This is a genomic window from Antricoccus suffuscus (assembly GCF_003003235.1).
In the GTDB taxonomy this organism is placed as follows: Bacteria; Actinomycetota; Actinomycetes; order Mycobacteriales; family Antricoccaceae; genus Antricoccus; species Antricoccus suffuscus.
Genome location: NZ_PVUE01000026.1, coordinates 20,243 through 45,940, shown reverse-complemented (window position 1 = coordinate 45,940; position 25,698 = coordinate 20,243). Strand labels below are relative to the sequence as shown.

At 64.1% G+C, this 25,698-nt stretch carries 24 protein-coding genes and 1 riboswitch; of the genes, 2 read left to right on the top strand and 22 right to left on the bottom strand.

All coding sequences use genetic code 11. The features are described from left to right. Nucleotides 1–1,401: HNH endonuclease signature motif containing protein (locus CLV47_RS22180; protein WP_170111186.1), on the top strand; the 1,401-nt coding region annotated here is incomplete at its 5' end. Nucleotides 1,402–1,476: 75 nt separating this feature from the next. Here the strand turns inward: CLV47_RS22180 and fbaA are convergent. From fbaA to CLV47_RS20280, 16 genes are all read right to left on the bottom strand, one after another. Beyond that, entirely contained in the window at nt 1,477–2,514 is a 1,038-nt protein-coding gene (gene fbaA / locus CLV47_RS20355; protein WP_106350964.1) for a class II fructose-bisphosphate aldolase, read from the bottom strand. Nucleotides 2,515–2,616: 102 nt separating this feature from the next. Further along, the gene (locus CLV47_RS20350) at nt 2,617–3,573 is read right to left on the bottom strand and encodes a lysophospholipid acyltransferase family protein (RefSeq protein WP_106350963.1); all 957 of its coding nucleotides are present in this window, start codon (nt 3,571–3,573) and stop codon (nt 2,617–2,619) included. Further along, nucleotides 3,573–4,331, bottom strand: coding sequence for a GNAT family N-acetyltransferase (locus CLV47_RS20345; protein WP_106350962.1), 759 nt, complete (start codon nt 4,329–4,331; stop codon nt 3,573–3,575). The genes CLV47_RS20350 and CLV47_RS20345 overlap by 1 nt, the downstream gene beginning before the upstream one ends. A 98-nt stretch (nt 4,332–4,429) precedes the next feature. Further along, nucleotides 4,430–4,849 carry a hypothetical protein gene (locus CLV47_RS20340; RefSeq protein WP_146135471.1) on the bottom strand — a complete coding sequence of 140 codons (420 nt, stop codon included), beginning with the start codon at nt 4,847–4,849 and terminating at the stop codon, nt 4,430–4,432. A gap of 129 nt (nt 4,850–4,978) precedes the next feature. Then, complete coding sequence (locus CLV47_RS20335; RefSeq protein ID WP_106350960.1) at nt 4,979–6,370, bottom strand: FAD-binding oxidoreductase; 1,392 nt, start codon at nt 6,368–6,370, stop codon at nt 4,979–4,981. Nucleotides 6,371–6,455: 85 nt separating this feature from the next. Continuing rightward, nucleotides 6,456–6,806 carry a hypothetical protein gene (locus CLV47_RS20330; RefSeq protein ID WP_106350959.1) on the bottom strand — a complete coding sequence of 117 codons (351 nt, stop codon included), beginning with the start codon at nt 6,804–6,806 and terminating at the stop codon, nt 6,456–6,458. Between the two features lie 9 nt (nt 6,807–6,815). Continuing rightward, on the bottom strand, nt 6,816–7,673 hold the full coding sequence (locus CLV47_RS20325; RefSeq protein ID WP_106350958.1) for a LemA family protein: 858 nt from the start codon (nt 7,671–7,673) through the stop codon (nt 6,816–6,818). 175 nt (nt 7,674–7,848) lie between these two features. Next, on the bottom strand, nt 7,849–8,385 hold the full coding sequence (gene pyrE / locus CLV47_RS20320) for an orotate phosphoribosyltransferase (RefSeq protein ID WP_106350957.1): 537 nt from the start codon (nt 8,383–8,385) through the stop codon (nt 7,849–7,851). A gap of 5 nt (nt 8,386–8,390) precedes the next feature. After that, on the bottom strand, nt 8,391–9,416 hold the full coding sequence (locus CLV47_RS20315; RefSeq protein WP_106350956.1) for a TAXI family TRAP transporter solute-binding subunit: 1,026 nt from the start codon (nt 9,414–9,416) through the stop codon (nt 8,391–8,393). 17 nt (nt 9,417–9,433) lie between these two features. Continuing rightward, nucleotides 9,434–11,605 (bottom strand): TRAP transporter permease, encoded by a 2,172-nt coding sequence (locus tag CLV47_RS20310; RefSeq protein ID WP_106350955.1) that lies wholly within the window; start codon nt 11,603–11,605, stop codon nt 9,434–9,436. Between the two features lie 114 nt (nt 11,606–11,719). Next, on the bottom strand, nt 11,720–12,367 hold the full coding sequence (locus CLV47_RS20305; RefSeq protein ID WP_106350954.1) for a fasciclin domain-containing protein: 648 nt from the start codon (nt 12,365–12,367) through the stop codon (nt 11,720–11,722). After that, nucleotides 12,364–13,086: a DUF3137 domain-containing protein gene (locus CLV47_RS20300; RefSeq protein WP_146135470.1), complete on the bottom strand. Its 723-nt coding sequence runs from the start codon at nt 13,084–13,086 to the stop codon at nt 12,364–12,366. Before CLV47_RS20300 ends, CLV47_RS20305 begins: the two co-directional genes overlap by 4 nt. Nucleotides 13,087–13,173: 87 nt before the next feature. After that, entirely contained in the window at nt 13,174–14,172 is a 999-nt protein-coding gene (locus CLV47_RS20295) for a C40 family peptidase (protein WP_106350952.1), read from the bottom strand. A 48-nt stretch (nt 14,173–14,220) separates the two neighbouring features. Continuing rightward, nucleotides 14,221–14,400, bottom strand: a riboswitch (cyclic di-AMP (ydaO/yuaA leader). Nucleotides 14,401–14,626: 226 nt separating this feature from the next. After that, the gene (locus CLV47_RS20290; RefSeq protein ID WP_106350951.1) at nt 14,627–15,412 is read right to left on the bottom strand and encodes an SDR family NAD(P)-dependent oxidoreductase; all 786 of its coding nucleotides are present in this window, start codon (nt 15,410–15,412) and stop codon (nt 14,627–14,629) included. Further along, on the bottom strand, nt 15,413–16,246 hold the full coding sequence (locus CLV47_RS20285) for a hypothetical protein (RefSeq protein WP_106350950.1): 834 nt from the start codon (nt 16,244–16,246) through the stop codon (nt 15,413–15,415). A 16-nt stretch (nt 16,247–16,262) separates the two neighbouring features. Beyond that, on the bottom strand, nt 16,263–16,796 hold the full coding sequence (locus tag CLV47_RS20280; RefSeq protein WP_106350949.1) for a hypothetical protein: 534 nt from the start codon (nt 16,794–16,796) through the stop codon (nt 16,263–16,265). A gap of 176 nt (nt 16,797–16,972) precedes the next feature. Here CLV47_RS20280 and CLV47_RS20275 point away from each other — a divergent pair, with 176 nt between their 5' ends. Further along, complete coding sequence (locus CLV47_RS20275; RefSeq protein WP_106350948.1) at nt 16,973–17,935, top strand: DUF389 domain-containing protein; 963 nt, start codon at nt 16,973–16,975, stop codon at nt 17,933–17,935. Between the two features lie 6 nt (nt 17,936–17,941). Here CLV47_RS20275 and clpB read toward each other — a convergent pair whose 3' ends face one another. From clpB to dnaK, 6 genes are all read right to left on the bottom strand, one after another. Then, nucleotides 17,942–20,518, bottom strand: a complete 2,577-nt coding sequence (gene clpB / locus CLV47_RS20270; RefSeq protein WP_106350947.1) for an ATP-dependent chaperone ClpB — start codon at nt 20,516–20,518, stop codon at nt 17,942–17,944. A gap of 235 nt (nt 20,519–20,753) precedes the next feature. Beyond that, nucleotides 20,754–21,218 (bottom strand): MarR family winged helix-turn-helix transcriptional regulator, encoded by a 465-nt coding sequence (locus CLV47_RS20265; protein WP_106350968.1) that lies wholly within the window; start codon nt 21,216–21,218, stop codon nt 20,754–20,756. Nucleotides 21,219–21,237: 19 nt separating this feature from the next. Beyond that, nucleotides 21,238–21,816, bottom strand: coding sequence for a heat shock protein transcriptional repressor HspR (locus CLV47_RS22825; RefSeq protein ID WP_272946814.1), 579 nt, complete (start codon nt 21,814–21,816; stop codon nt 21,238–21,240). Between the two features lie 22 nt (nt 21,817–21,838). Continuing rightward, a complete protein-coding gene (locus CLV47_RS20255; protein ID WP_106350946.1) occupies nt 21,839–22,852 on the bottom strand; it encodes a DnaJ C-terminal domain-containing protein in 1,014 nt (337 codons plus the stop codon). A gap of 82 nt (nt 22,853–22,934) precedes the next feature. After that, nucleotides 22,935–23,693 carry a nucleotide exchange factor GrpE gene (gene grpE / locus CLV47_RS20250; protein ID WP_238145535.1) on the bottom strand — a complete coding sequence of 253 codons (759 nt, stop codon included), beginning with the start codon at nt 23,691–23,693 and terminating at the stop codon, nt 22,935–22,937. Further along, nucleotides 23,694–25,571 carry a molecular chaperone DnaK gene (gene dnaK, locus CLV47_RS20245; protein ID WP_106350945.1) on the bottom strand — a complete coding sequence of 626 codons (1,878 nt, stop codon included), beginning with the start codon at nt 25,569–25,571 and terminating at the stop codon, nt 23,694–23,696. Nucleotides 25,572–25,698 lie beyond the last annotated feature (127 nt).

The window sequence follows — 25,698 nt, the reverse complement described above, 5'->3', positions numbered from 1 at the left end:
CTCGGCGACCTGCCCCTCCCCCACGCACGCGCGCTGGATCTCGCCCTCGACGCGCTGGCCGACACCGCCGACGCCGATGATCCGCGTACCCACGCCCAACGCCGTATCGACGCGCTGCTGGCCTGCGTCCTAGGACCCGCGGTATTCCACACCCACCCCGCCAAAACCACGAACCACCGAACCGACGGCGACAGCGGTCGCGGTCGCGGTCAGGACAATGAACCCGGCGACACCAGCCAGCACCGCGACGACAGTGACGCGCCGGCGTGGCCGGCACCGCGAGACGAAGACGAACCGGTACCGGACTACGGCCACGGACAACCCGACGACCGCGATAACGACACCGTGGCGCCAACGGGAAACAACAACAACACCACCGGTAGCGACGAGGCCGAGACCAAGGGCGAGCACGTGGTGGATCTCGACGCGGACGAACAGAACCCCTACCGCGCACTACCACTACCGGTATTCGGCGACCGGGACGAACCCCAACCCGATCCGCACGCCCCCGACAACGACGACGCGGACCCCCTCACCCGCGCCCTATGGGACCCCGACGACCGTGGCGTGTTCGCGTTGATCGACCCGGCACAGGCTGAACGGGTCACCGAGCTCTGGGACCTGATCCGGCAACTCGCCGCCCACATCAACCTCACCATCCCCACCCCACCAGAGGTGCATTTGGATGTCACGATCCCGGTCGACCTCCTCGCCGGCAGCGACCACGCCACCGATCCCGACACCAGCACCACCAGCCCCGACGCAAACAGAAGCCACGCACGCGACGACGGGAGCAGTCTGCCTCCAGACACCGACAGCCCACCCGACCGGTCAGATCCCGGGGACACCAGCACCAACGACGTCCGAAACAGCAGCGGCAGCGATACGTCCTGCCCACACACCGGAACGACCCGGCGGCGCGCCGGTGACCTCATCGATGAACGACACACCGCGATCATCGACGGCATCGGGCCGGTCGACCCCGACCTCGCCCGCCACCTCGCCGCCGACGCCCGCTGGCGCCGGGTCCTTCACGACCCAGTCACCGGCATCGTCTACGACGTCGGGAAAACCCGCTACCGCCCACCAGCAGACATGCGCCGCCGCGTCATCACCCGGGACGTGACGTGCCGCTTCCCCGGCTGCACCCGCACAGCCGCATACTGCCACCTCGACCACGTCATCGAATACCCGAACGGGCCCACCGCCGACACGAACCTGATCGCGCTATGCGAACTCCACCACCGCGTGAAACACCAAACCGGATGGCAACTAGTCCTCCACGACGACGCCAGTATCGACTGGACCAGCCCCACCGGCCGCCGCTACACCACCCACCCGCCAGGACGTAAAACACCACCCCGCCGCCGCAAGCGCAACAAGAAGAGAACCGCCGCCTGATCCGTGCAGGTCCGCGTCCCGTGCTCACCCGACTAGCGGATGAGTAACTAAAGGATTTAGATCCGCGTCAATTGGCTAGGCACGGGCGAGCGAGGTACCGCTCGACTGCAGGTCGGCGCACGCCTCGACGACGCGCTCAGACATCGCCTGTTCGGCCGACTTCATGTAGGAACGCGGATCGTAGAACTTCTTGTTACCCACCTCGCCGTCGATCTTGAGTACGCCGTCGTAGTTGGTGAACATGTGCGAGACGATCGGCCGCGTGAACGCATACTGGGTGTCCGTGTCGACGTTCATCTTGACGACGCCGTACGACAGGGCTTCCTTGATCTCCTCGGGCGCGGAGCCAGATCCGCCGTGGAAGACCAGGGAGAACGGCTGCGATCCCGCGGCCAGGCCGAGCTTTTCGGAGACGGTGTCTTGGCCCATCTTCAGTACGTCGGGGCGCAGCTTGACGTTGCCCGGCTTGTAGACGCCGTGCACGTTGCCAAAGGTCGCAGCAAGCAGGTAGTAGCCGTGCTCGCCGGTGCCGAGCGCCGCGGCAGTCTTGAGGAAGTCCTCGGCCGTCGTGTAGAGCTTGTCGTTGATCTCGTTGGCGACGCCGTCCTCCTCGCCGCCGACCACGCCGATCTCCACTTCGAGCACGATGTTGGCCTTCGCGCACTCGGGCAGCAGCTGCTTGGCGATGTCCAGGTTTTCGTCGATGGGTACGGCGGAGCCGTCCCACATGTGTGACTGGAACAAGGGGTTCTTGCCGGCGGCGACCCGATCTTGCGAAATCTTGATCAGCGGCCGCACATACGTGTCGAGCTTGTCCTTCGGGCAATGGTCCGTATGCAGTGCGATGTGTACGTCGTACTTATCGGCGATGACGTGCGCGAACTCGGCCAGGGCGCTCGCGCCGGTCACCATGTCTTTGACATTGAGGCCGGACGCGAACTCGGCGCCACCGGTCGAAACCTGAATGATTCCGTCAGAACCAGCGTCCGCGAATCCCTTGATGGCGGCGTTGACCGTCTCCGACGAGGTGATGTTGATGGCCGGGTAGGCGAAACCCTGCTTCTTCGCGCGATCGAGCATCTGCGCATAAACTTCCGGCGTTGCGATAGGCATTTAAGGGCTCCTAGTACGACGTCATTGTCTTCGCGGTGTGGCTGGTGCGGCCCAAGTATCCCGCATCGACAAACCGTCAGGGCAGCCACCTCGCCGTTCTGCCTAGCCGATCAGCGTCGACGGCAGCTCGAGCTCGGCCACCAGGTCGTCACGTTCGGGTACGACGATCGGCCGCGCCTGGCAGGTGCTCGGCCGGCGGTGCTCGGCGTACGGGTCGACGTATGGCGCCAGTGCCTCACCGATCGAGTCAACAGCGGCCTGCCGCAACGCCTTTCGGCTGCCGATCGGACGCACTTGCGTCGGCATGATGAGCGGTCGAATCGACACTCGCACGGTCATCTCGCGTTGCCCGAGGACGCTGCGGATCGAGTCCCACAGCGACATATCACCGATGAACGACGCTGCCGTGGTCAACTTCGCGTCCCGGTCCAGGAAGCTCAAGGCGACCGGCCGGACCGGCGTGCCGGTGTCCGCGGCCGCCTGGAACATCGCCGATCGGAAGTCCCCCAGTCCTCGCCCACACGTCGTCGTACCCTCCGGGAAGGTCGCGACGAGCGCACCCCCGCGCAATGCATGACCGGCGACGACACGGGTCCGCGCGACGTCGTCGTACGAGGTGCGGTCGAGAAAGATCGTGCCCAACTTCGCCGCTATGGCGCCAATCAGCGGCCAATGCTCGACCTCGGCCTTAGAAATCATCGTGACCGACTGCAGTGAGCCAAGCACGATCACGTCGAGCCACGACACGTGGTTCGCGACGACAAGTACCGGCGTACCCGGCGCGGCGAAGGTGGTGCGTGGCCCGTCGACCGCCACCTTGACCCGGCAGGTCTTCAGCAAGGTCTTGTACAGATGGCGCATATATGTGGAAACTAGTCGGCGCGTCACCGGAATGACGCGCGCCAGGGCCAACAACGCGAAGATGACCATCGCACCGATGAGCACCCGCGAGACGAGGGCCGCGAGCCTTACCCAGACCGCAAACGCCGCGACCTCGTGTCGTTTCGTCGTACCCTGACGAGCACACAGATCCGGACAGGTTGTCACCGAGATCGCCATTACGCCGCCTGAAGGAAGCGGCGCGCAATGCGCCGGTCGATACGCTCCATGTCGAGCAAGATGTACAGGTCCGCCGTACCGAAGTCGAAGTCGATCGCGGGACCTCCGCACACCCACGCACCGAGTCGCAGGTAGGCCCGCAACAGTGGTGGCACCGTTGGCCGCGCCACGTCCGCCCGCTCAGCGTAGTTCCACGGCTGGAGTGGAAGTACCGAAAAGCCGCGGGGCGGTGGACTGTTTGACATTGACTGACGTACGACGGAGGCCGCGTTGTCGAGCCCGTCGCGCAGCGGAATCGAGGCGCATCCACCGAGATAGCGGTGGCCAGACAGAAGCATGTAGCGCGCTAATCCGCTCCACAGCAGACCGATGACGGCGCCGTTGCGGTGCGCCGGGTCGACGCACGAACGCCCCACCTCGACCAAAGATCCGGCGATAGAGGCGAGCTCGGAAAGGTCGAACTCTCCGGCAGAGTAGCTGCGACCCAACTGCATCGCAACGCGCGGAGGAAGGATCCGGTAGGAACCGACAACCTCACCGGTCGTGTCGTCGCGGACCATCAAGTGGTCGCAGTGCGCGTCCCACTCGTCGAGGTCACGGCCGGCGTTGTTTGGCAGGTGTGCGCCCATCTCGTCGGCGAAAACACGATAGCGAAGGCGCAACGCCAACTCGGCCTGCGGGCCGGGCGGGACTATCTGTAGCGAATAGGTCGTGGACTCGGTCTGGGCTGTCTGCGTTGCAGGACGCGAAGTAACCATGTCTCACTAGGTAACAAGGCGACCAACGCGGTACGGCGTCATCCACGTTGCGGCCACATGTCGACCCGATGAATCATGGCCAACTCAGCCTTGTTCAGTTATGACACCGTCTCCTCGGACAGCAGGTAGGCGTGATGCGACGAGGTCAGACGACGTATCGCATAAGGCAGATCGTCTTCGAGGAGAAGCCATTCGATAGTCGCGGCCGCGGTGCGTAAGGGAATAGTCACGAGCATCCGGTGGTCGTGATGACGACTCCCCTCGCGGCGGGCGCGGGAAACGAGCACTCTTTCAACAGGTACCGGCAGTCCATTTTGGCGAACAAGACCGGGAATTACCTTGGCCGAACCGCCGAACCGATGAGAGTTCAGTCCGGAAAATTTGCCGTCGAGAACCCGCATCTGGCTGAAGATACTTCCCGACAGGCGCAACTCCGAGTCGTCTATCCAGTGTTGTGGTCCAACGACACTTCCAACAGTGGGCGCATCTTGCAACTCTAAGAGGAACTCGTTGTCCATCTTGGTTCCTTCCTCAAGTACCTGGCTCAAGTGTGCGCCTTGAGCAGGTTTCTTGTCACGTAAGCGATCGCGCACCAAAACGCAGTACTCACGGCCATGTAATCGAGGTGAGGAAATGGAACTGACGGGCTACGGCGTGAAGAGCTTGCCCGGGTTGAGGATCCCTTGCGGGTCGAGCGCGTTCTTGATCGTCCGATGCACACGCAGACCGATGGGGCCGATCTCCTTGGCAAGGAAGTCGATCTTGATGCTCCCGATGCCGTGCTCACCGGTCACCGTCCCGCCCATCGACAGCCCGAGGTCGAGAATCCTGCCAAACGCGTCACGGGCCCGGACCATCTCGTCTTCATCTGCGGGATCGACGCAGATAGTCGGATGCATGTTGCCGTCACCCGCGTGCCCGCACGTACCGATCGTCGTGTCGGTGTCGGCGGCGATTTGTTCGCAGCCGCCGAGGAAGTTGGCCATCTGGGAACGGGGTACGGCGACGTCGTCGACCAACGAGCTGCCCTTGAGCGCTTCCAGCGCGGGCAGTGCCTGTCGCCGCGCGAAGAGCAGCATGTTGCCCTCTTCGAGGTCGTTAGTGCGGTGGATTTCGTTGGCGCCGGCTTCCTTGCACGCCAGCTCGAGTCCGTCCATCTCCATGTCCGCTCGCGCGCCGCCGCTGTCTGACTGCGCCAGCAGAAGCGCCTCGGCATTTTGGTCGAGGCCGAGCTTGTGCATCTTATCGACCGCGCGAATCGTCGTACGATCCATAATCTCCAACAGCGACGGCACCAAGGATGCGCCGATCACTTTCTGCACCGCCTCGCCCGCGTCGTAGACCGAGCCGAAGGTCGCGACCAGGGTGCACGGCGCCTGCGGCAGCGGTTTGAGACTGACCGTCGCCTCAGTGATCACGCCCAGCGTGCCTTCAGACCCGACAAACACGCGGGCCAGGTCGTAGCCGGCGACGCCCTTGACGGTACGACGCCCAGTCCGCAGGACCTCCCCGTCGGCTAGCACGACCTCCAGACCCATGACGAAGTCAGTGGTCACGCCGTACTTCACGCAACAGAGCCCGCCCGCGTTGGTCGAGAGGTTTCCACCGATCGTGCACCAGTCGTACGACGAGGGGTCCGGCGGATAGAACAACCCATGCGGTTCGAGGGCCTTGCGAAAGTCGAGATTGACCACGCCCGGCTGCAGTCTGGCATAGCGATCGACCGTATTGATCTCAAGGATTTCGTTCATCGACGCGAGCGACAGCACGATCGAGTCCGTCGTCGCATTGGACGAACCTGCCAGGCCACTCCCGGCACCGCGCGGATGGACCGGTACGCCGTACTTCGAGGCGATCTTCATAACGGTGCTGACGTCGGCGGTGTCCCGCGCACGTACGACGACCGCGGGAATTTCGCTGGACGCGAGCATTGCCATGTCCCGCGAGTAGCTCACGGTGATGTCGGGATCGGTCGCCAAGATCGACGCGGGCAGGGCACTGGACAACTCGGCCACGGCCGAGGCGATATCGAACGTCATCTTTCGACTGTAACCGCGCGCCCGCGACGCAGTTCCCGTTACCCGCGCCGTCGGGCGCTGTGATCACCGGCTCAAGGCGTTTCGGCTACGCTCGCTCGCTCGCTGCGCTCAACGACTGCAGTTCAATCGGGCCGAGGCTGACGGCGGACTTACACTTCTGCGCGAGGCTGTCGTCGGGGATTTTCAGTTTCAGGCCGAAGAAGCTGCACGCACATGTCTTGGGGCATTCAGCGAGGTTGTCGCGTTCGATATACACCGCTACCGCCAGCGCCAGCACCAACGCGATCGTGATCACCTTGGAGACGATTTTCCGGACGATGAACAGCGCGGCGACCGCGAGCAACACCAACACACCAATGATGATCACGCTCACCGTCTGCACGGTGCTGACATCGAAGGTCGCGGCGAGCGGGTTCGAAACGGTTGCGATCGGCATCGCCCCAGATTACTGGCCCGGCTGGCCGAACTGTGGAGGCTGCCCACCGCCCGGGTTTTGTCCTGGATTCGGTACCGGCGGCTGACCGTACGGCTGCTGGCCATAGGGCTGCTGCTGCGGGGCAGGCTGCTGGGCCGGCATCGGCTGGCTCTGCGGGAACTGCTGCTGCGGCGCGCCGAAAGCGGGCGGCGCCTGCGGTGCTTGCTGGATCGACTGCGGCACGAACGGCTGGTTGCCCTGCTGCGTGTAGGTGCTCTGGTCCGACGGGCCGGCGCCGGTCAGCGAGGAGAAGTCGGCGCGTACGGCGTCCCGCGCGGCTGGCTCGTCCAGCTCGAAATACTGCTCCTTCTCAAACTTGAAAGCACCCGCGATCAGGTTCGAGGGGAACGCTTCAATCCGGGTGTTGAGCGCGCGGACATTGCCGTTGTAGAAGCGGCGACCGGCGGCGATGCGGTCCTCGGTATCGGTCATCTCATTTTGCAGACCGAGGAAGTTCTGGTCCGACTTCAAGGTCGGGTAGTTCTCGGCGACCGCGAACAGCCGCCCCAGGGCACCGCTGAGGTTCTTTTCGGCACCTGCCTGCTCGGCAGCGTGGATGCCCTGCTGCGAGCGCACCTGCTGCGCCTGGGCGCGGGCCTGTACGACCGACTCGAAGACCTGGCGCTCGTGCGTCGCGAAGGCCTTCACCGTCTCGATCAAGTTGGGGATGAGGTCATAGCGACGCTTGAGCTCGACGTCGATCTGTCGCCACGACTCGGTCACCAGATTTCGCTGGGTCACAAAGCGGTTGTAGCTCACGATCAGCGAGACAACCACCAGCACGACAATGATGCCGATGATCAGCAGGACAATTCCGATGGCACTCATTAAGGGCTCCTCGCACCTGTCCCCGCAGAACGTCCGCAGGCAGTCAGGTCAATTGATCAGTGTCAGTCAAATCGGGACTTCAGATTTCGACGCGCACGCGTGTCGAGATCAACGGTATCCCACGCAGTTAGTCGCCGCCGCACAACGAACGGTTCCAGCGGTAACAAAAGACGTCCTAGCCGATGTCGAGCTCTTCGAGACGGAACACCGCGCTGAGGCCGAGTCCGGTCATCTCGATCGACTCATGCGCGCCGCGGTCGACGATCAGGCCGACGCCGACGACGTCCGCGCCAGCCTCCCGGAGGGCATCGACGGCCTGCAGCACCGAGTTGCCGGTCGTCGAGGTGTCATCTACCGCGAGTACTTTGCGTCCTTCTACGCCGGGGCCCTCGATCTGGCGCTGCATCCCGTGCGCCTTCTTTTCCTTGCGTACGACGCACGCGTCGAGGGCACGCCCCTGCGCGGCCGCGGCGTGCATCATTGCGGTGGCCACCGGGTCGGCACCGAGCGTGAGTCCGCCGACTACGTCGAAATCGAGGTGTTTGGTGACCTCGAGCATGACGCGGCCTACCAGCGGACCACCCTCGTGGTGGAGGGTGATCCGCCGTAGATCGACATATCGATCGGCCTTCTGCCCACTCGACAGGGTCACGTCGCCACGGACCACCGCGATCTGGTTGACGAGTTCGAGGAGCCGGGCACGATCGGTCATAGCTACTACTTCCCTGAGAGGTCTTCCAGCGCTTGCTTCGAACCCGCGTTGAGCTCGATCGGGCCGGTTTTCGTTGCGGTCTTGGGGTCGAACTCGTTAGCCGCGGGGTGAACTTTAGCCAAGTCCGATTTCTTCTCCATGATCAGCTTAGTAATCGCGCACGCGTTGTTGTCGGCGAAGTCGCCGCGGACCACCAGCACATTGGGTACGACGACGGTCTTGACGTCGCTGGCCAGGCCGTAGGTGTCGGCCGGGATCGTGCCCTGGTCGTAGACGTCATTGACCTTCTTCAGTTTCGGCAGCAACGGCGTGATGTCAAGGAACTCGACCTCATCCTTCTTCGACGTAAACAGGTCGGTCAGCGCCGGCGTCGGCAGCCCGCCGGACCAGACGAACCCGTCGATCGAGCCGTCTTTCATCGAGTCGACGGTCTTGCCCAGATCGAGCCGCTGGGCGTTGAGGTCGGAGTCGATGTTGAGACCAGCCGCCTCGATCAGTCTGGTCGCGATGACCTCCGTACCGGACTTCGGCGAGCCGGTCGAGATCGTCTTGCCCTTCATGTCCGCAACGGATTTGATGCCGGCGTCCTTGCGTACGACGACCTGCGTGTAATTGGCGTAGATCCGTCCGAGCGACTGGATGTCCTGCTTTTGGCCTTCGAAGGCGCCCTTGCCATTGACCGCATCGGCCGCCGTGTCGGCCAGGGAGAACGCGATATCGAACTGCTTGGTACCCAGTTGCTGGATGTTCTGCACCGACGCGCCCGTCTCGGCCGCGGTGGCCTTGACCTTGCCGCCGGAGTTGTCGTTGATCAGGTTGGCGATGCCGCCGCCCATGACGTAGTAGACGCCGGTCGAGTTGCCGGTCGCGATCGTGTACTGCGCCTGCGTGAAGTCGCAGGTGACCGATCCGTCGGCCTTCTTGGCGGACTCTTTCGCTTCTTGCTTGCCACCACATGCGCTAAGCGTGAGACCACATGCGGCGACAAGGGCAAGCGCCGCAACCGTACGGCGCTTGCGTAGGGGATTCATAGATTTGTGTAGGGATTTCATAGAGTGGCCTCCAAGCCAGATGTATTCGTCTTCGTGCGGATGAAGTTGAGCGCGACGGCGACGACGAGGAACGCCATGCCGATCCCGATCGACAGTGGCTGCAGGTAGAGCAGTAGAAGCGCGCCGGGCACGCACAGCAGCCGTTCGTACCAGGTCGCTGCGTCGAAGATCCAGCCGCCGGTGATGGCGGCGAGCGCGGCGACGGCGATGATCGACACGGCCGTGGTCCAGACGATGCTGATGAAGTTGCCTTGCATCAGCAGGTGCGAGCCGTTGTCGGTGATGACGAAGGCTAATGGCGCGAGGAATGCAGGCAGCGTGTATTTCCACGTCTGCCACATTGTCTTGATCGCGTTTCCTCCGGTAATCGCCGACGACGCGACCGCGGCCAGGGCTGTAGGCGGCGACACCTCGGACAGGACCGCGTAGTAGAAGATGAACATCGCCGTCTCCGGACCGCTGACGCCCAGCGTCTGTAGCGCCGGCCCGAAGATGACCCAGGAGATGATGAAAGACGCGGTGACCGGGACCGCCAGCCCGAGTATCGTCACCGCGACGGCCGCGAAGATCGCGGTCAGGATGAGTACCCCGGTCGGGTCCTCGGTGATCCCCTTCGCGGCCTTGACCAGAATATTGCCGAGGGTCAGGCCAAGGCCGGTCTTCGCGATGACCGACGTGATGATGCCGGCCGCGGCACACACGGCCGCGACCGGAAGCACGGAGCGGATTCCACTGGATAACGCGTGGTAGAGGTCGCCTAGGTACGCCACTAATGCCGCGCTCGCGCTGGCCCGTTCGGGGGCCGGTACGCCGGTCTCCTCCGGTTTGGCGAAGTCTGGGTCAAGCGGGTCTCCGCGCGAGATGAGCCGTTCGATCAGGCCAAACGCCGCCGCGACAACGCTCGCGTAAACAACCGCCTTGAACGGCGGGATATCCAACGCGAGGAACACGACGATCACAATCAGCGACAAGAAGTGGTAGCCGAAGCGGCCGATCAGCTTCAGCGCGCTGCGCTCAGGCAGGTCGACCGACTTCGCGCCGAACTTCCGGGCATCGATCTCGACGGCGAGGATGATGCCGACGTAGTACAAGATCGTCGGGATGGTCGCCCACAACAGCACCGTGAGGTACGACGTCTGCAGAAACTCCGCGATGATGAACGCGGCCGCGCCCAGCGTCGGCGGCGACAGGATCGCGCCGATGCCCGCTGCGGCGAGCAGCCCGCCCGCGGCTTCCTTCGGGTAGCCGGCCCGCTTCAGGATCGGCCATGCGACCGCACCGAGGCTGACCGCGGTCGCCGTACCGGAGCCGGAGACCGTGCCCAGCAGAAAGCCGGACAGCGTCACGGTCCGGCCGGGAGCGGTCTTGGACCTGCGGAACGCGGCGAAGCTGACGTCGATGAAGAACCGACCGGCGCCCGTGGCGTCGAGAACTGCGCCGTAGATCGTAAAAAGCACGATGTACGTCGCGCACACATCGAGCGGGGTGCCGTAGAAACCCGACGCATCGTTGTAAAAGCCGTTGATGATCTGATCGAAATCGACCCCGGCGTGGCTGATTGCCCACGTCTGCGGCATCAATCCGCCGTAGTAGGCGTAGGCGAAGAACGCGATACACACCAACGGCATGATCATCCCGGTGGTGCGGCGTACGGCCTCGAGAATCAGCAGCGTCAACAGCGTGCCCATGACGATGTCGAGCGGCGTCAGCAGCCCTTGCCTGTCCAAGAACGCGTCGAATCCTCCCCCGCCTTTGCCGATTGAAATCGGCAGCACGGGATAGATGCAGACGATGAACGAGACCACGGCCAGGGTCCAGTCGAGGACCGAGGGGTTGTCATTCTTGCGCGCCTTTGTGGTCGACGGTTTGCGCGAGCCGGTCCGGTAGCAGACGAAGACGAACGGCAGGATCAGCGCCAGGAAGATGATGAGGAAGTACTGATTGCCCTTACTCTGCGGGTAGAAAACTTGGTAAAGCACAAACAGCGAGACCGCGAATGTCAGCGCGACAATGACCTTGTTGAGTTTCGCGGTGAGCTGGCGTTGGGGACGCTCCTCGTCGTACTCCGCGATGAGCGCATCGACATCCGGCCGGGCCTGGGCGACCGTCTGGTTGGTGTCGTTTTCTGTTTCGGGGGGATCTTGCTCGGCAGTCGGGGGAGAATGCATTGCCAAAACTTAAGGCACCGCACACCGTCGTAACACCCCAACGGGGTCATCCTGACCGATCGTTACCGAGCCTCAACCTGCAGGTATGTGGTTCGCGTGTCCTGTCGCCGCGGGTTAGGCCGGCGGGAAGAGCACGGTGTCGGTGAGGTAGATCGTCGCGCGGGCGGTTGTAATCGCGCCGCACACGACGGTCGCTGCCGCATTGAGCCGAAGCCCGGTATCGCTCTTGGTCAACGTGAGCGGTGAGGAGGTGCCGTTGACCGTCGGCACCTGCTGCGCGTCCTTGAGACTCGCGGGATCAACCGGGACAGCGGTGATCATGTATGTGAGCATCGAATCACGCAGCGTCGCGTCGGAATCGAGCGTGGCAAGCTGCTCAGGAGTGAGCTTGGCGAACGCCGCATCGTCCGGGATGAAGATCGCGTACTTTCCCGCCTTGTCCAACGACGCGCGCAGCGACGTGTTGAGCTTGAGGTACGCGGAAAACTTCGTCGTACCCGGAAACTTCGCGACAGCCTCGCTCAGCATCAGGTCGCCCATGGCGGCAAGTTGTTCAGGAGTCCCGGCATCGGTCGCGCATCCTGGCCCGCTCGCCGCCTGAGGTGGCGGCGACGCAGAACTCGACTTGCTGGCGATCGGGTTCGAGGAGTCAAGGGGCTTCACACCGGAACATGCGCTCAGGCCGAGGGTGATGGCGATCGCGGCGAGTGCGGCGAGTGCGGCGAAGCCACGAGACGCAGCGGGACGGCGGGCTCGGCTCAACGCGCGTTGGCCCAGACGAAACCGGGCATGTGCTCGATGACCGCGGAGATGTAGGCGAAATTGGCGTCGATTTCCTGCTCCTTGAGACGGCCCGTCCGGTGGATGACGACGTACGGTCCTGCGATCGTAAAACCGTTGGAGTCGATAGCGGTCATCCACTCCATAAAGCGGGGATGCAGTACGTCGTACGCGAACTTCCGATTATCGCACTGGATCTTGTATTTCCGGTTAAACGCCTCGCTCTCCAGCTCGATGTCTTTGAACCCGAGCTTGCGCGCGAACCGTCCGGTGATGCCCTCGAGCCCGACCTCGAGCTTGGGGAAGGCTCGCGGGATCTGGATCGCGGTCACCATCGTGTGCACCGTCCGACGGTCATCGCCAGACCCGGTCGTGTATTCGTGCGCGAACGTCACGACCGGCCGGCCGTTGAGGTGACCGGTCATCACGTGCCGAGCCTTCTGAGCACGGCCTGCGCCGAACGGATAGCCCCAGTCCATGTTGGCCCACGCATCGTTGCGCTTCTCGTAGGTGAGCCCTTTTGCCTGGGCAAAGCGCATGAGCTGTTCGGCGCGCTTCTTCTGCGCGAAGTATCCGCCGACAATGATGAGCACAACCACGGCGATCACGAGAATCGAGCCGATCATCCCAGCGGCCGAACTCGAGTCAGCTAAAGCAGGGATTGCGGCGCCGTGATCGGGCGGGACGAGGGCGAAAATCATGAATCGGACTCTCTCGGTGCGACGAAAATAAGGAACGGATGCTGGTCTATGACCAGCATCCGTTCCTTTTCGTTCCGTGCTACGTGGCTAGACCAGTCGGCGTGCCGCATCGAAGTTCATGTACTTCATAGGCATCGTCCGGACCGGTGAGCCCGGGGTGGGGGCGTGCACGACGGTGCCGTTACCGATGTAGATCGCGACGTGCCCTGGCGCGAAGACCAGGTCACCGGGTGCGAGTGCGGACAGCGAGACCGGCGTACCGTAGCCACGCTGAGCGCCCGACGAATGCGGCAGGCTGATACCGATGGAAGCGTATGCGTACATCGTCAGACCCGAGCAGTCGAACGAGCCGGGGCCCGCAGCACCGAAGACGTACGGCTTGCCCTGCTGCGCCATCGCGGTGGTGACAACCTGTGCGGCCGAGCCGGACGCGGCCGGAGCGGCAGTCGGCGCGGCGGCCGGAGCGGTGACGGCCTTGGGCGCGCTGGCTCCCTGAGTCTGGCCCGAGGCCTGGTCGACCTGAACCTGCTGCGCGGCGGTCAGCGTCGCGAGCTTGGCTTGCAACGTCGGCAGTTCAGCCTCGTAGTAGGCCTTTTTATCGCTGATCTGCTTCTCGGCGGCCGCAGCGGCGGCCTTGGCGCCGTCGATAGCGGTCTTGTTTGCGGCGGCGGACTTCTGGGCCTTCGCGTACTTCGCCAGCGTCTGGGCGTTGTAGGCGGAGATCGTGTCGAGCGTGCCGAGCTGATCGATGAGGTCCTGTGGCGAGGAGCTAGTCAGGATGGCCTGCAGGCTCTGCGCATTGGAAGTCTTGTACGACGTCGCACCTATCGCCGCAACCTGCACCTTCGCGGCATCGACGTCGGCCTTCGCCGCGTCGAACTGCGTCTGCGCCGCGGCCGCGGCCGCGGTCTGCTTGTCGAGCTCGATCTTGGCATCGAGGTACTTCTCGTTGGCGTTGGCGAGGTCGCCCTGCATCTTGATGACCTGGGCCTGCACGGAGCTGGAGGTCTCGCTACTGGTCGCCGGGTCGGCGTGCGCGGCGGATGGGAGCAGGCCTAGTCCGAGTGATGCAACAACTGTGGCCATCGTGCAAACGACGGCATTTCTCTTCGAGGGCGCCATACAGGCGGCTCTCCATTCTTCCTATTCCGCCTGCCGAGTTAGCTGTCGGGTTCGGGCCGGGAAGTATTCGGCCCTACAACGCGTCCACCCGCGGCATTCGCTACGGGCCCACACGCCGATTCACCCCGGATACCACTGTGGGTCCCCGGCACGCTCCCCCTCAAACGACTCCATTGCTGGCGCTGTCCGATCGGTGATGCGTTTAGGCGTGTCTCGCGGTGTCGTTCCGATCGAACGACAGACCTCCGTGAGACTCGGAAGACGTTACCCGTCGTAACCAGTTCGAGACACTCTCGTCACCGGTTATCCACCAAGACCACACTGTGCGATGAGCCACATGAGGGTTTGGCTGTGCGTCGACTGAGAGCTTTTCGGCGTACGGCCGCTCTTTCGCGGTGCGCTCGGTCACCCAGCGTCTTCAGTCCGGACGGTGCTGCAGGGCCCGACTCTTAACCAAGACTCGACGCAGCGCAGCCCGCGGCACCACCCTGAGTACCTGCACGACGGACTTGTATTTGACCGACGGCACGCTGCGATGGCGCCCGGCACGATGATCGCGCAGTGAGGTCGCGACCACCTCCGGTGCCTTAAGCCACGCCCAGCGCGGAATCCAACTGACGTCCTGCTCGATGCGCTCGTGGAACTCGGTGCGTACAAACCCCGGGCAGACCACGCTGACGTGTACGCCGGTGCCTTGCAAGGTCACGGCCAGCGAGTCGGTGAAGGCCACGACGTATGCCTTGCTGGCGGCGTACCCGGGGCCGGTATCGCTCGGCAGGAAGGCGGCCACCGAGGCAACATTGATCACTCCGCCCGTCCCGCGCCGCACCATGCCGGGTAGCGCCGCGTGGCACAGCCGCATGAGCGCGGTCACGTTGACATCGAGCATCTGCTGCTCGCTCTCGACGGGTGAGGCCAGAAATTCGCCCTTCGTGCCGAACCCGGCGTTATTGACAAGCAGGTCGACCGGCTCGTCGTCACTGGCGACCCGCCCCTCTACCAGCGCGAGGCCCTCAGGCGTGGACAGATCGGCCGGGAGTACGTCGCAGCGCCCGCCAAAGCGACCAGTCAGGGTGCCGGCCAACGCCTGCAAACGATCCTCGCCGCGCGCGACAAGGATGAGGTCATAGCCGGACCTAGCGAGCTGTTCGGCGTACTGCGCGCCGAGTCCGGCCGACGCTCCGGTGACCAGCGCGCGAGGCACTCACTCGCCTCGCGGCGGACGTGGCCGGAACAGGCTGCCGAAGATGCCGCCGGCGCCGCCGGGTCGACCGCCGCCGATTGGCACCGGCGCAACGAGGCGTCCTTTCATCAAGAAGAAGAACGCCGCGCCGCCGCTCAGCACAATCGCCACCACGATGATGCTCAGCGAACCGTTGACCACCTGCATCACAAACATGATGGTGACCAGGCCCGAGACAAACATGCCCAGCATGCGGGCCCAGTTGGCGCCTTGCCGGTAGAAGTACGCCGCCGCGGCCGCGGCCAGCCCGACGATGCCGAAGATGATCGTCTGGGTACGAATCGAGCTGTCGAGCTCCTTGATCGTCGGGATCGTGAGCGTGACCTTGTTTTTCTTCAGCGAGTCCGCAACCTGCTTCTCGGTGACTTGCTTCTTGTCACCGACCGATGCGTTGAGCACTTCGGCCATCTGCGCGGCAGTCGGGGTGATCGTCGTACCCATCGACTTCCACTTGTCCGCGGCCTTCTTGGTCTCGCTGTCGGTGTAGTTGACGACCTTGTCCTTTTTCAGCACCTGCGCCGTCACCGTGACCTGGACCGGGACGTAACTACTTTGCAAGTCCTTGGAGTTCTGCGAGAGCCCAAGTCCGGTCATCGTGAACATGATCAGCGCGAGTACGGCGAGCGCGATCCAGGCCGACTTCTTCGGCGCGAACGTCTGCGGCCCGTCATCCTCGGCTTCGGCGGCGTCCGCTGGATAGACGACCGAGTCACCGAGCTCGTCTTTCGACGGCTCACGTGGGACGTCGTCCGGTTCTTCGGACGCAGATCCGGTGGGGTTGTCGCGATCGGTCACGCTGAGGCTCCTTGTGTTAATTATGAGAAAGATATGTCTTGACCGCGGGGCGGCTAGTCAACACGATCGCCCACACGGCCAACAGCCCCATGAGCAGGACCGGATAGCTCATCGCGCCACTGAACATCGATAGCACCGTCAACGCGACAAGCAGCCCGCTGAAGACGAAGCCGACCGGACGCGCCCACGTCTTGCGGCTGCGCAGCCCGTGTGCCGCGGCACCGTGCCCAAGACCGATGATCAGCAGGACCACCGCCGCGGTCCGCACGACGCTGGCGAGCTGAGCGATCGAGATGTCGGCGACCATTTTCGCGTCGACCGACTCCATCGCCCGCATGAGCTCGCTGGTCAGGTTGTCCGTCTGGGTCAGGTAGAACACGCCGAAGAACACCAGGATCACCGCGATAACCGTCTGCACGACCGACGCGCGTCGTACCTCTCGAGGCGGTTTAGGCGCCTCGCTCTGCGGCCCGTCGGCGCGATCTGGTTGTTCCGGAGCGCTCTCGAAGCCGCCGAACGGTTTATGGCCGTCGTCGGGCTGCTGCGACAAGACGCACTCCTCATACCTACGCGCGAGCGCGGGTGCTACTTGGGTTGGTGGGCGAAACCGCCATGGATATCCACGCCACTTTACTCGAACTATGTGGCGCTGACCGTCGCGTCGCCGGCTCCTTGTCGCGCGTTTACTGCCGTCATGGAGCGCCGCGATGCAAAGATCAAGACGTGATGCAGCTACAGATCGTCGTACCCACCGACCGGTCCGACACGATCACCGACCGTCTGCGCGACGACCCTCGGGTCACCAACGTCGTACGGTTCGACCGCGTCGCGCTGCGACCGGAAGGCGACTTCGTGCAGTGCGACATCGCCCGTGAGGCCGTTTCGGACGTGCTCGACTGGCTGCACACCAATGGAATCGACGAGGACGGTTCGGTCTCGCTGATCGAAGTTGACTCTTCGCCCAGCCCCAATGCGTGGGCGGCCGAAAAGGCGGCACCTGGTGCTCCCGACGACGCGATCGTATGGGACGCGGTCCTCGACACGGCGTGGACGCAGGCGAAGGGCTCGTGGTCCTTCTACGCGTTTCTCACGGTCGCCTGCATGATCGCGGCGGTTGCGGTCGTCACCGACTCGCCCATCCTGGTCGTCGGCGCGATGGTGGTCGGACCAGAGTTCGGCGTCATTGCCGCTTTCGCGGTGGCCGTCGTGCTGGGCAAACGCCGTCTGGCGTGGCGGTCGGCGTACCTATTATTTCGAGGGTTCCTCGTCGCGCTCATCATCACGATCAGCTTCGCGCTGATCCTGCGCTCCATCGGCTGGATCAGCCCCGCCTCACTCAGCGGCCCCCGGCCACTCACCGGTTTCATCTGGCAGCCAAACCACTGGTCACTGGTGGTGGCGCTGCTCGCCGGGGCGGCCGGCGTGCTATCGCAGACCGCCGGGCACAGCAACGCACTAGTGGGCGTCTTCATCTCCGTCACGACCATCCCCGCGGTCGGAGAGTTCTCGCTATCGGTTGCCGTGTGGGCGCCCAAGCACCTGAGCGGGTCGGCCCAGCAACTGGGCATCAACTTGCTCGGGATGACCGTCGCCGGGGTCGTGACCCTCGCATTCCAACGACTGATCTCGCGGCGTAACGAACGCCGGCGGGCGGCCACGACGTCGTACGCCGAACCGCCCGCCGACTAGAACCCGCTACTTCGCGCCGACTACCAGCGCCGTGTCGCCAACGTCGACCGTTACCGTGTCGCCATCGACGATCTCGCCGGCCAGCAGCTTCTTGGCCAGCTGGTCGCCGATCGCGGATTGGATCAGGCGACGCAACGGACGGGCGCCGTAGACCGGGTCGAACCCGTCGATGGCCAGCCAGTCGCGCGCGGCCGGCGTGACCTCGAGCTCTAGGCGCCGATCGATGAGCCGCTGCGCCAGATTCTGCAGCTGGATATCGACGATCGAGCCGAGCTCCTCAGTGCCAAGGCTGCTGAAGACGACGACCTCGTCGAGCCGGTTGAGAAACTCCGGCTTGAAGTGACCGTGCACGACCGACATGACCGCGTCGTACTTGCCCTTCTCGTCCAGTCCCGGGTTCGTGATTGCCTGCGAACCGAGGTTGGAGGTCAGGATCAGGATCGTGTTGCGGAAGTCGACCGTGCGACCCTGGCCGTCGGTCAGCCGGCCGTCGTCGAGCACCTGCAACAAGATGTCGAACACGTCCGGGTGCGCCTTCTCCACTTCGTCGAGGAGTACGACGGTGTAGGGGCGGCGGCGTACTGCCTCGGTGAGCTGGCCGCCCTCGTCGTACCCGACGTAGCCCGGAGGCGCGCCGACCAGCCGCGAGACACTGTGCTTCTCGGAGTACTCGCTCATGTCGATGCGGACCATTGCGCGGTCATCGTCGAAGAGGAAGCCCGCGAGCGCCTTGGCCAGCTCGGTCTTGCCCACGCCGGTCGGACCGAGGAACAGGAACGAACCGGTCGGCCGGTTGGGGTCAGCGATACCGGCCCGGGACCGGCGTACGGCGTCGGCGACCGCGGTGACGGCCTTACTCTGACCGACGACGCGGCCCTGCAAGCCTTCCTCCATGCGCAGCAGCTTGGCGGTTTCGCCCTCGAGCATCCGGCCCGCGGGGATACCTGTCCAGGCGCTCACGACGCCAGCGATATCGTCCGCGCTGACCTCTTCTTTGAGCATGAGGTCGGCTTGGTTCTCGGCCTGTGAGGCCTCGTCGATTTCCTTGAGCAGCTGCGGAATCTTGCCGTAGCGCAACTCCGCGGCGCGCGCCAGGTCGCCGTCGCGTTCGGCGCGTTCCTCCTCGCCCTTGAAGGCATCGAGCTGTTCTTTCAGCTCGCGACCCTTGTCGATCGAGCCCTTCTCGCGCTGCCAACGTGCGGTGAGCTCACTCAGGGTTTCGCGCCGGTCGGCGAGGTCCTTGCGCAGCGTCTCGAGGCGGATGCGCGACCCTTCGTCCTCCTCCTTGGCCAGCGCCATCTCCTCGATTTCGAGGCGTCGTACCGCTCGTTCGACCTCGTCGATCTCGACCGGCCGGGAATCGATCTCCATGCGCAGCCGAGACGCGGCCTCGTCGACGAGATCGATGGCCTTGTCCGGCAGGAACCGCGAGGTGATGAACCGGTCGGACAGCGTCGCCGCCGCAACCAGCGCCTGGTCGAGGATGCGGACGCCGTGATGCACTTCGTAGCGGTCCTTGAGCCCGCGCAGGATGCCGATCGTGTCTTCGACGGTCGGCTCACCGACGAACACCTGCTGGAATCGACGTTCCAACGCAGGGTCCTTCTCGATTCGCTGTCGGTATTCATCGAGGGTCGTCGCCCCGACCAGCCGCAGCTCGCCGCGCGCGAGCATCGGCTTGATCATGTTGCCGGCGTCCATCGCGCCCTCACCGGATGCGCCGGCGCCCACGATGGTGTGTAGCTCGTCGATAAACGTCACGATCTCGCCATCGGACTCGGAAATCTCGTGAAGGACAGCCTTGAGCCGTTCCTCGAACTCCCCGCGGTATTTCGCACCGGCCACCATCGAGGCCAGGTCCAGGCTCATCAGGCGTTTGCCCTTGAGCGACTCGGGTACGTCACCGGCGATGATCCGCTGCGCCAGACCCTCGACGATCGCGGTCTTACCCACACCGGGCTCGCCGATGAGCACGGGGTTATTTTTGGTACGGCGCGAGAGCACCTGAATGACCCGCCGGATCTCCGAATCACGCCCGATAATCGGGTCGAGGTCGCCTTTACGCGCCTGCTCGGTGAGATCGACGGCGTACTTCTCGAGCGCCTGGTACGACGACTCGGGGTCCGGCGAGGTGACGCGTCGCGAACCACGCACCGTCTTGAACGCGTTGATCAAGTGATCGGGACTCGCGCCCTCGCCCACCAGGATGTCTCGCGCCGCGCCGCCGTCCTGCGCGACGCCGACCACGAGGTGTTCGGTCGAGACGTATTCGTCGTTAAGGGTGGAGGCGAGCTTGCCCGCAGCGTTGAGTACGGCGAGCAGCTCGCGGCTGGCTTGCGGGGCATTCGTGGTCGCACCGCTCGCGCTGGGCAACTGCTCCATCCGTTGCAGGGCAGCGTTTTTCACCGACGCGGGATCGGCGCCGGCGGCCTGCAGTAAGGGCCCGGCAATGCCGTCGGCCGGTTCCAGCAGAGCAATGAGGAGGTGCAGCGGCTCAAGCTGCGGATTTCCACGATCGGTCGCGAGGCGCTGCGCTGCGGCAAGAGCTTCGGCAGACTTCGTGGTGAACTTGTTTTGATCCACGCGGGGCTCCTTTAGAGATCTGTCAAATACTGCCAGGTACAACGCCCGTCAAAGTTGAGTCTATTCCGCTCAACTCTGCTTTTCCCGCGATCCGTCACAAAATCCAGCCCATCCGTCACCGCTGCGTCCCCGGGTCACGCCGATGTCGAGGCGGACTCCTCCTAATCACGGCTGATGCGGCGTGATTAGCAGGGGTTTGGCGATACAAGGAAGCCGAACGGCGATACTGGCCCGGCTAGTCGGTGATGTCGGCGAGGTCCTTCGTGATCCGGCTGACTAGCGTCAGCAAAACCGTGGCGTCTTCCTCGGACCAGTTACGCAACCCGGTCTTGAAGATCGCGACGCGCCGGCTGAGTCCGGCCGCATGCCGCTGCCGACCATAGTCGGACAGGCTCAACATCGTTACCCGCCGGTCTTGATCATCGGCCCGCCGACAGATGCAGCCGGCCTCTTCGAGGGCGCCGACCTGCCGGCTCACGACCGACATGTCGCTGCCGACCCGCGCGGCGAGGGTTTGCATGCGCATCTCGCCTTCATTGCGAAGAATTGACAGGAGCGCGAAAAGTGGCGAGCTGATGATGATCCCGGACTCAGGATCCTCTTCCGCTCCCCACTTGGCGGACCGGGCGCGCCCGGTCCGCACTAGCTGGCCAAGGGTTTGGACGAGATCGGCGCACGTCTCGTCCTGAAGGTCAGTCATCGCGGGTTCCACTTCTCAATCAACGCCGCCAGCGGATGATCGCTGAGGGCTGTACCGGCACGAGGTCGCGACGGTATGACGCATGGACGGCCGCCTCGGCCGAGGCGACGCGGGCCTGTGCCTCGGCCACGTCGACAACGAGTTCCTCGACCCGCGACTGCAAAGCACGGACCTGGTCTTCCAGATCGATGATCCGCTTGATGCCGGCGAGGTTGATCCCGTCGTTCTGACTTAGGTGCTGCACCATCTTCAGCAGCGCGACGTCGCGCGCCGAGTAGCGCCGCCCGCCACCGCTGGTCCGACCGGGCTTCACCAGGCCGACGCGGTCGTACTGGCGCAGGGTCTGCGGATGCATCTGGGCAAGTTCGGCGGCAATGGAGATGACAAATACCGGCGTCTCGAAATCGACGTACGACGCCGCCTGCTGCGAGCCGGTTGCTCGCTGATCGCCAGCTACCGGCTGACCAGGCACCGAGGAACCAGGCACCGATGAATCGGTCATCGGTCGACGGCCACCGAGTGGCCGTGACTGGCCGAGCGGTTCGCTGCGCACACGGCGCGACGACGCCCCGTCGTCGCGGTTTCGCGGTGCAGTCATCTCGACCTCCTTTACGTAGATCTTACGTGGCGAAGAATTGTTCGCGCGGATTGTCCGTTTGAAGCGCGGCGTAGTCCTCAAGAGCCTTCTTGGCCTCGTCGGACATCTTGGCCGGTACGGCGATCTCGACGGCCACGATAAGGTCGCCGGTCGTCTTACCGACCGTGACGCCTTTACCTTTGACCCGGAACTTGCGCCCATTGGAGGTGCCGGCCGGAAGCTTGAGGCTGACCGACGAGTCGAGGGTCGGCACCTTAATCGTCGCGCCGAGTGCCGCCTCGACGTAGGTCACCGGGACCGTGAGCTGCAGGTTGGCTCCCTTGCGGGTGAACATGCCATGCGGTTTGACCGTCACCTTGACCAACAAGTCACCGGCAGGGCCGCCATTAAGACCAGGCGACCCCTTGCCCCGGACGCGGAATTTCTTTCCATCGTCAATACCCGAGGGCACTCGCACGGTCAGTGTCTTGCTGGTCCCGTCGGGGGCCGTCAAGCGTAGCGGCAGGCTCACGCCATTGATCGCGTCCTCGAAGCTGAGCGTGACCGCGGCGTCGAGGTCTTGCCCCTTCATCGGGCCAGCCTGCCGGCCGTAGCCGGCGCCGTCGTTGAAGCCTTGTTCACCGAAGACGTCTCCGAACAGGTCGGAGATATTGGGCCCGCCGCGACCGCCTCCCCTGGCGCCGCGTGCGGCGCCGAAAAGATCGTTGAGGTTGAACGACTGGCCACCGGCGCCGGCCGAGAAGTCTCCCGGGTAGCGCCCCGGATAGCCGCCCCCTCCGCCAGGGAACCCTCCGCCGTTGGAGACCAGACGCTGCGCCTCGTCGTATTCCTCGCGTCGTTTGGCGTTACCGAGTACGTCGTAAGCCTCCGAGACTTCCTTGAATCGGGTCTCCGCGGCCGCATCGCCCGGGTTTTTGTCCGGATGTGACTGCGATGCCAGCTTGCGGTAGGCCTTCTTGATCTCGCTGGTGCTGGCGTCTTTGGACACGCCCAGCGCGGCGTAGTAGTCCTTCTCGAAGTAGTCCTTCTGGCTCACTGGGCGCCTCCCTTCCTACGAACTTCCAACAAATTTCCTACTGATGCGCGTTGCGTGAGTACGGCGTCGCGTGCGTGCGCCGTTACTCCGGCGCGACCACTGCGACCATCGCGGGCCGCAGCACGCGATCACCCTGCCGGTAGCCGCGGCGCATCACACCGGAAACCGACTCCGACTCCACGTCCGGGCTGGTGGCGTGGGCGACCGCTTCATGCACGCTCGGGTCGAACGGCTCCCCGTCGGACCCGAACGCCTCTAGGCCGGCGCGTTCGAGTACACCGCGCAGCGAATCTGCGACGTTCTTGAAGCCACCGTTGAGATCGCCGTGCTGGTCGGCGCGGTCGATGTCGTCGAGCACCGGAAGTAGTTCGGCGATCAGCGATGCCTGCGCAATGGACACCAGTCCCTCACGCTCACGTTCGGACCGCTTGCGGTAATTGGCGTACTCGGCATTGACCCGTTGCAGGTCGTTGGTGCGCTCGGCCAACTCACTGGTGAGTCGGTCGACGTCGGAGAGCCGGTCATCGGTCTCCGCTTCGTCGGTAGCCGAGTCTGGGACCGACCCGGATGCTGGCTCCGGTGCTTCTTGCTGCTCTGGTTCGGCATCGATAATGGGTTCGACCGAATCGTCGGGCTGTGGTTCTGGCACTGAAGACTCCATTGGTTGACGTGTCTCGCCCGCGTGCGGGTCGATCCGTCGTTTGTCTCGTATGACGATCCGCGGCTGCTCGTCGTTACCGGACTTGCCTGCGCTGGCTGACTTATCGTGGTCGCCGGGACGTCCGGGGCCGCCGTTGCCGGCGGCACCCGGATCGACCGAGTCAGCGTGGAATCCGCTCACTTACTTGCCCTTGCTGTCCTCATCGTCGACGATTTCGGCGTCGACAACGTCATCGTCACCGTCCGTCGCCGACCCGCCCTCGGCACCCGGAGCGCCGGATGCACCTGCATCGCCCGGTGCGCCTTCTGCGCCAGCGGCCTGAGCGTCGGCGTAGATAGCGGCGCCGACCTCCTGGAACAGCGTCGAGACCTTCTCGTGCGAGGCCTTGATGGCGTCGATATCGCTACCGCCAAGAGCCGAGCGCAGCTCGCCGATCGCGTCGGTCAGTGGCTCCTTCTTGTCGGCCGGGACCTTGTCGCCACTCTCGGCGAGGAACTTCTCGGTCTGGAACAGCAGCGAGTCGGCGTTGTTACGCGTCTCTGCTTCTTCCTTACGCTTCTGGTCCTCTTCGGCGTGCGCTTCGGCGTCCTTCATCATGCGGTCGATCTCGTCCTTGGACAGTGCCGAACCACCGGTGATCTGCATGGACTGTTCCTTGCCGGTCGCGGTGTCCTTGGCCGCGACGTGCACGATGCCGTTGGCGTCGATGTCGAAGGTGACCTCAACCTGCGGAACGCCGCGCGGGGCCGGCGGCAGCCCGGTCAGCTCGAACATGCCCAGCCGCTTGTTGAACTGGGTCATCTCGCGCTCACCCTGGAAGACCTGGATCTGCACGGACGGCTGGTTGTCGTCTGCCGTCGTGAAGATCTCCGAGCGCTTGGTCGGAATGGTGGTGTTGCGCTCGATGAGCTTGGTCATCACGCCGCCCTTGGTCTCGATACCCAGCGACAGCGGGGTGACATCGAGCAGCAGGACGTCCTTGACCTCGCCCTTGAGCACGCCGGCCTGCAGGGCCGCTCCAACGGCGACAACCTCGTCCGGGTTGACGCCCTTGTTGGGCTCACGACCGCCAAGCAGTTCCTTGACCAGGTCGGTCACCGCTGGCATGCGAGTCGACCCGCCGACGAGTACGACGTGGTCGATATCGCCGAGCTTGACTCCGGCATCCTTGATCGCCTGGTTGAACGGCGCCTTGGTGCGCTCGAGCAGATCCTGCGTCATGCGCTGGAAGTCCGCGCGAGTGACAGTGATGTCCATGTGCAGCGGGCCGTCAGCACCGGCAGTGATGTAGGGCTGGTTGACCGTTGTGGACTGCGAGCCGGACAACTCGATCTTGGCTTTCTCCGCGGCCTCACGGATGCGCTGCATCGCGAGCTTGTCGCCGGAAAGATCCACGCCCGAGGAGTTCCTGAACTCCTTGACCAGATGGTCCATGAGCCGCTGATCCCAGTCGTCACCACCGAGGTCGGTATCACCGGAGGTCGACTTGACCTCTACGACACCGTCACCGATCTCGAGCAGCGAGACGTCGAACGTGCCGCCACCAAGGTCGAATACGAGGATGGTCTGTTCTTTTTCGCCCTTGTCGAGGCCGTAGGCAAGCGCCGCAGCCGTGGGCTCGTTGACGATGCGCAGCACGTTGAGGCCCGCGATGTCGCCGGCTTCTTTGGTGGCCTGACGCTGAGCGTCGTTGAAGTACGCCGGAACGGTGATGACAGCGTCGGTGACCGTGTCACCGAGGTAGGTCTCGGCGTCACGCTTGAGCTTCTGCAAGACGCGCGCGGAGATCTCCTGCGGCGTGTACGCCTTGCCGTCGATGTCGACGGTCCAGTCGCCGCCCATGTGGCGCTTGACCGAGCGAATCGTGCGGTCGACGTTGGTGATGGCCTGGTTCTTGGCGGCCTGCCCGACCAGCACTTCGCCGTTCTTCGCGAAAGCGACGATCGAGGGAGTGGTGCGTGAGCCCTCGGCGTTGGCGATGACTTTTGGCTCGCCACCTTCGAGGACGGATACAACGGAGTTGGTCGTACCGAGATCGATACCGACTGCTCGTGCCATGGTGTTCCTGCTTTCTGTGGATCGGTCTTGCGGTCAGAGCGCAGTGCCGTACGACGCGGTAGCATCGGCGGATACTGCAACTGGCCACGGGGTTTGCATCATGCTTATGTGAGTCGCATCAGAAGAC

Bases quoted from the DNA above. Each gene is read 5' to 3' on its own strand.
- CLV47_RS20340 (WP_146135471.1), bottom strand. From the start codon at position 4,849: ATGGACAACGAGTTCCTCTTAGAGTTGCAAGATGCGCCCACTGTTGGA.
- CLV47_RS20335 (WP_106350960.1), bottom strand. From the start codon at position 6,370: ATGACGTTCGATATCGCCTCGGCCGTGGCCGAGTTGTCCAGTGCCCTG.
- fbaA (WP_106350964.1), bottom strand. From the start codon at position 2,514: ATGCCTATCGCAACGCCGGAAGTTTATGCGCAGATGCTCGATCGCGCG.
- CLV47_RS20300 (WP_146135470.1), bottom strand. From the start codon at position 13,086: ATGATTTTCGCCCTCGTCCCGCCCGATCACGGCGCCGCAATCCCTGCT.
- dnaK (WP_106350945.1), bottom strand. From the start codon at position 25,571: ATGGCACGAGCAGTCGGTATCGATCTCGGTACGACCAACTCCGTTGTA.
- CLV47_RS20315 (WP_106350956.1), bottom strand. From the start codon at position 9,416: ATGAATCCCCTACGCAAGCGCCGTACGGTTGCGGCGCTTGCCCTTGTC.
- CLV47_RS20330 (WP_106350959.1), bottom strand. From the start codon at position 6,806: ATGCCGATCGCAACCGTTTCGAACCCGCTCGCCGCGACCTTCGATGTC.
- CLV47_RS20325 (WP_106350958.1), bottom strand. From the start codon at position 7,673: ATGAGTGCCATCGGAATTGTCCTGCTGATCATCGGCATCATTGTCGTG.
- pyrE (WP_106350957.1), bottom strand. From the start codon at position 8,385: ATGACCGATCGTGCCCGGCTCCTCGAACTCGTCAACCAGATCGCGGTG.
- CLV47_RS22825 (WP_272946814.1), bottom strand. From the start codon at position 21,816: ATGACTGCACCGCGAAACCGCGACGACGGGGCGTCGTCGCGCCGTGTG.
- CLV47_RS20345 (WP_106350962.1), bottom strand. From the start codon at position 4,331: ATGGTTACTTCGCGTCCTGCAACGCAGACAGCCCAGACCGAGTCCACG.
- CLV47_RS20310 (WP_106350955.1), bottom strand. From the start codon at position 11,605: ATGCATTCTCCCCCGACTGCCGAGCAAGATCCCCCCGAAACAGAAAAC.
- CLV47_RS20350 (WP_106350963.1), bottom strand. From the start codon at position 3,573: ATGGCGATCTCGGTGACAACCTGTCCGGATCTGTGTGCTCGTCAGGGT.
- CLV47_RS20265 (WP_106350968.1), bottom strand. From the start codon at position 21,218: ATGACTGACCTTCAGGACGAGACGTGCGCCGATCTCGTCCAAACCCTT.
- CLV47_RS20275 (WP_106350948.1), top strand. From the start codon at position 16,973: ATGCAGCTACAGATCGTCGTACCCACCGACCGGTCCGACACGATCACC.
- CLV47_RS20295 (WP_106350952.1), bottom strand. From the start codon at position 14,172: ATGGCCACAGTTGTTGCATCACTCGGACTAGGCCTGCTCCCATCCGCC.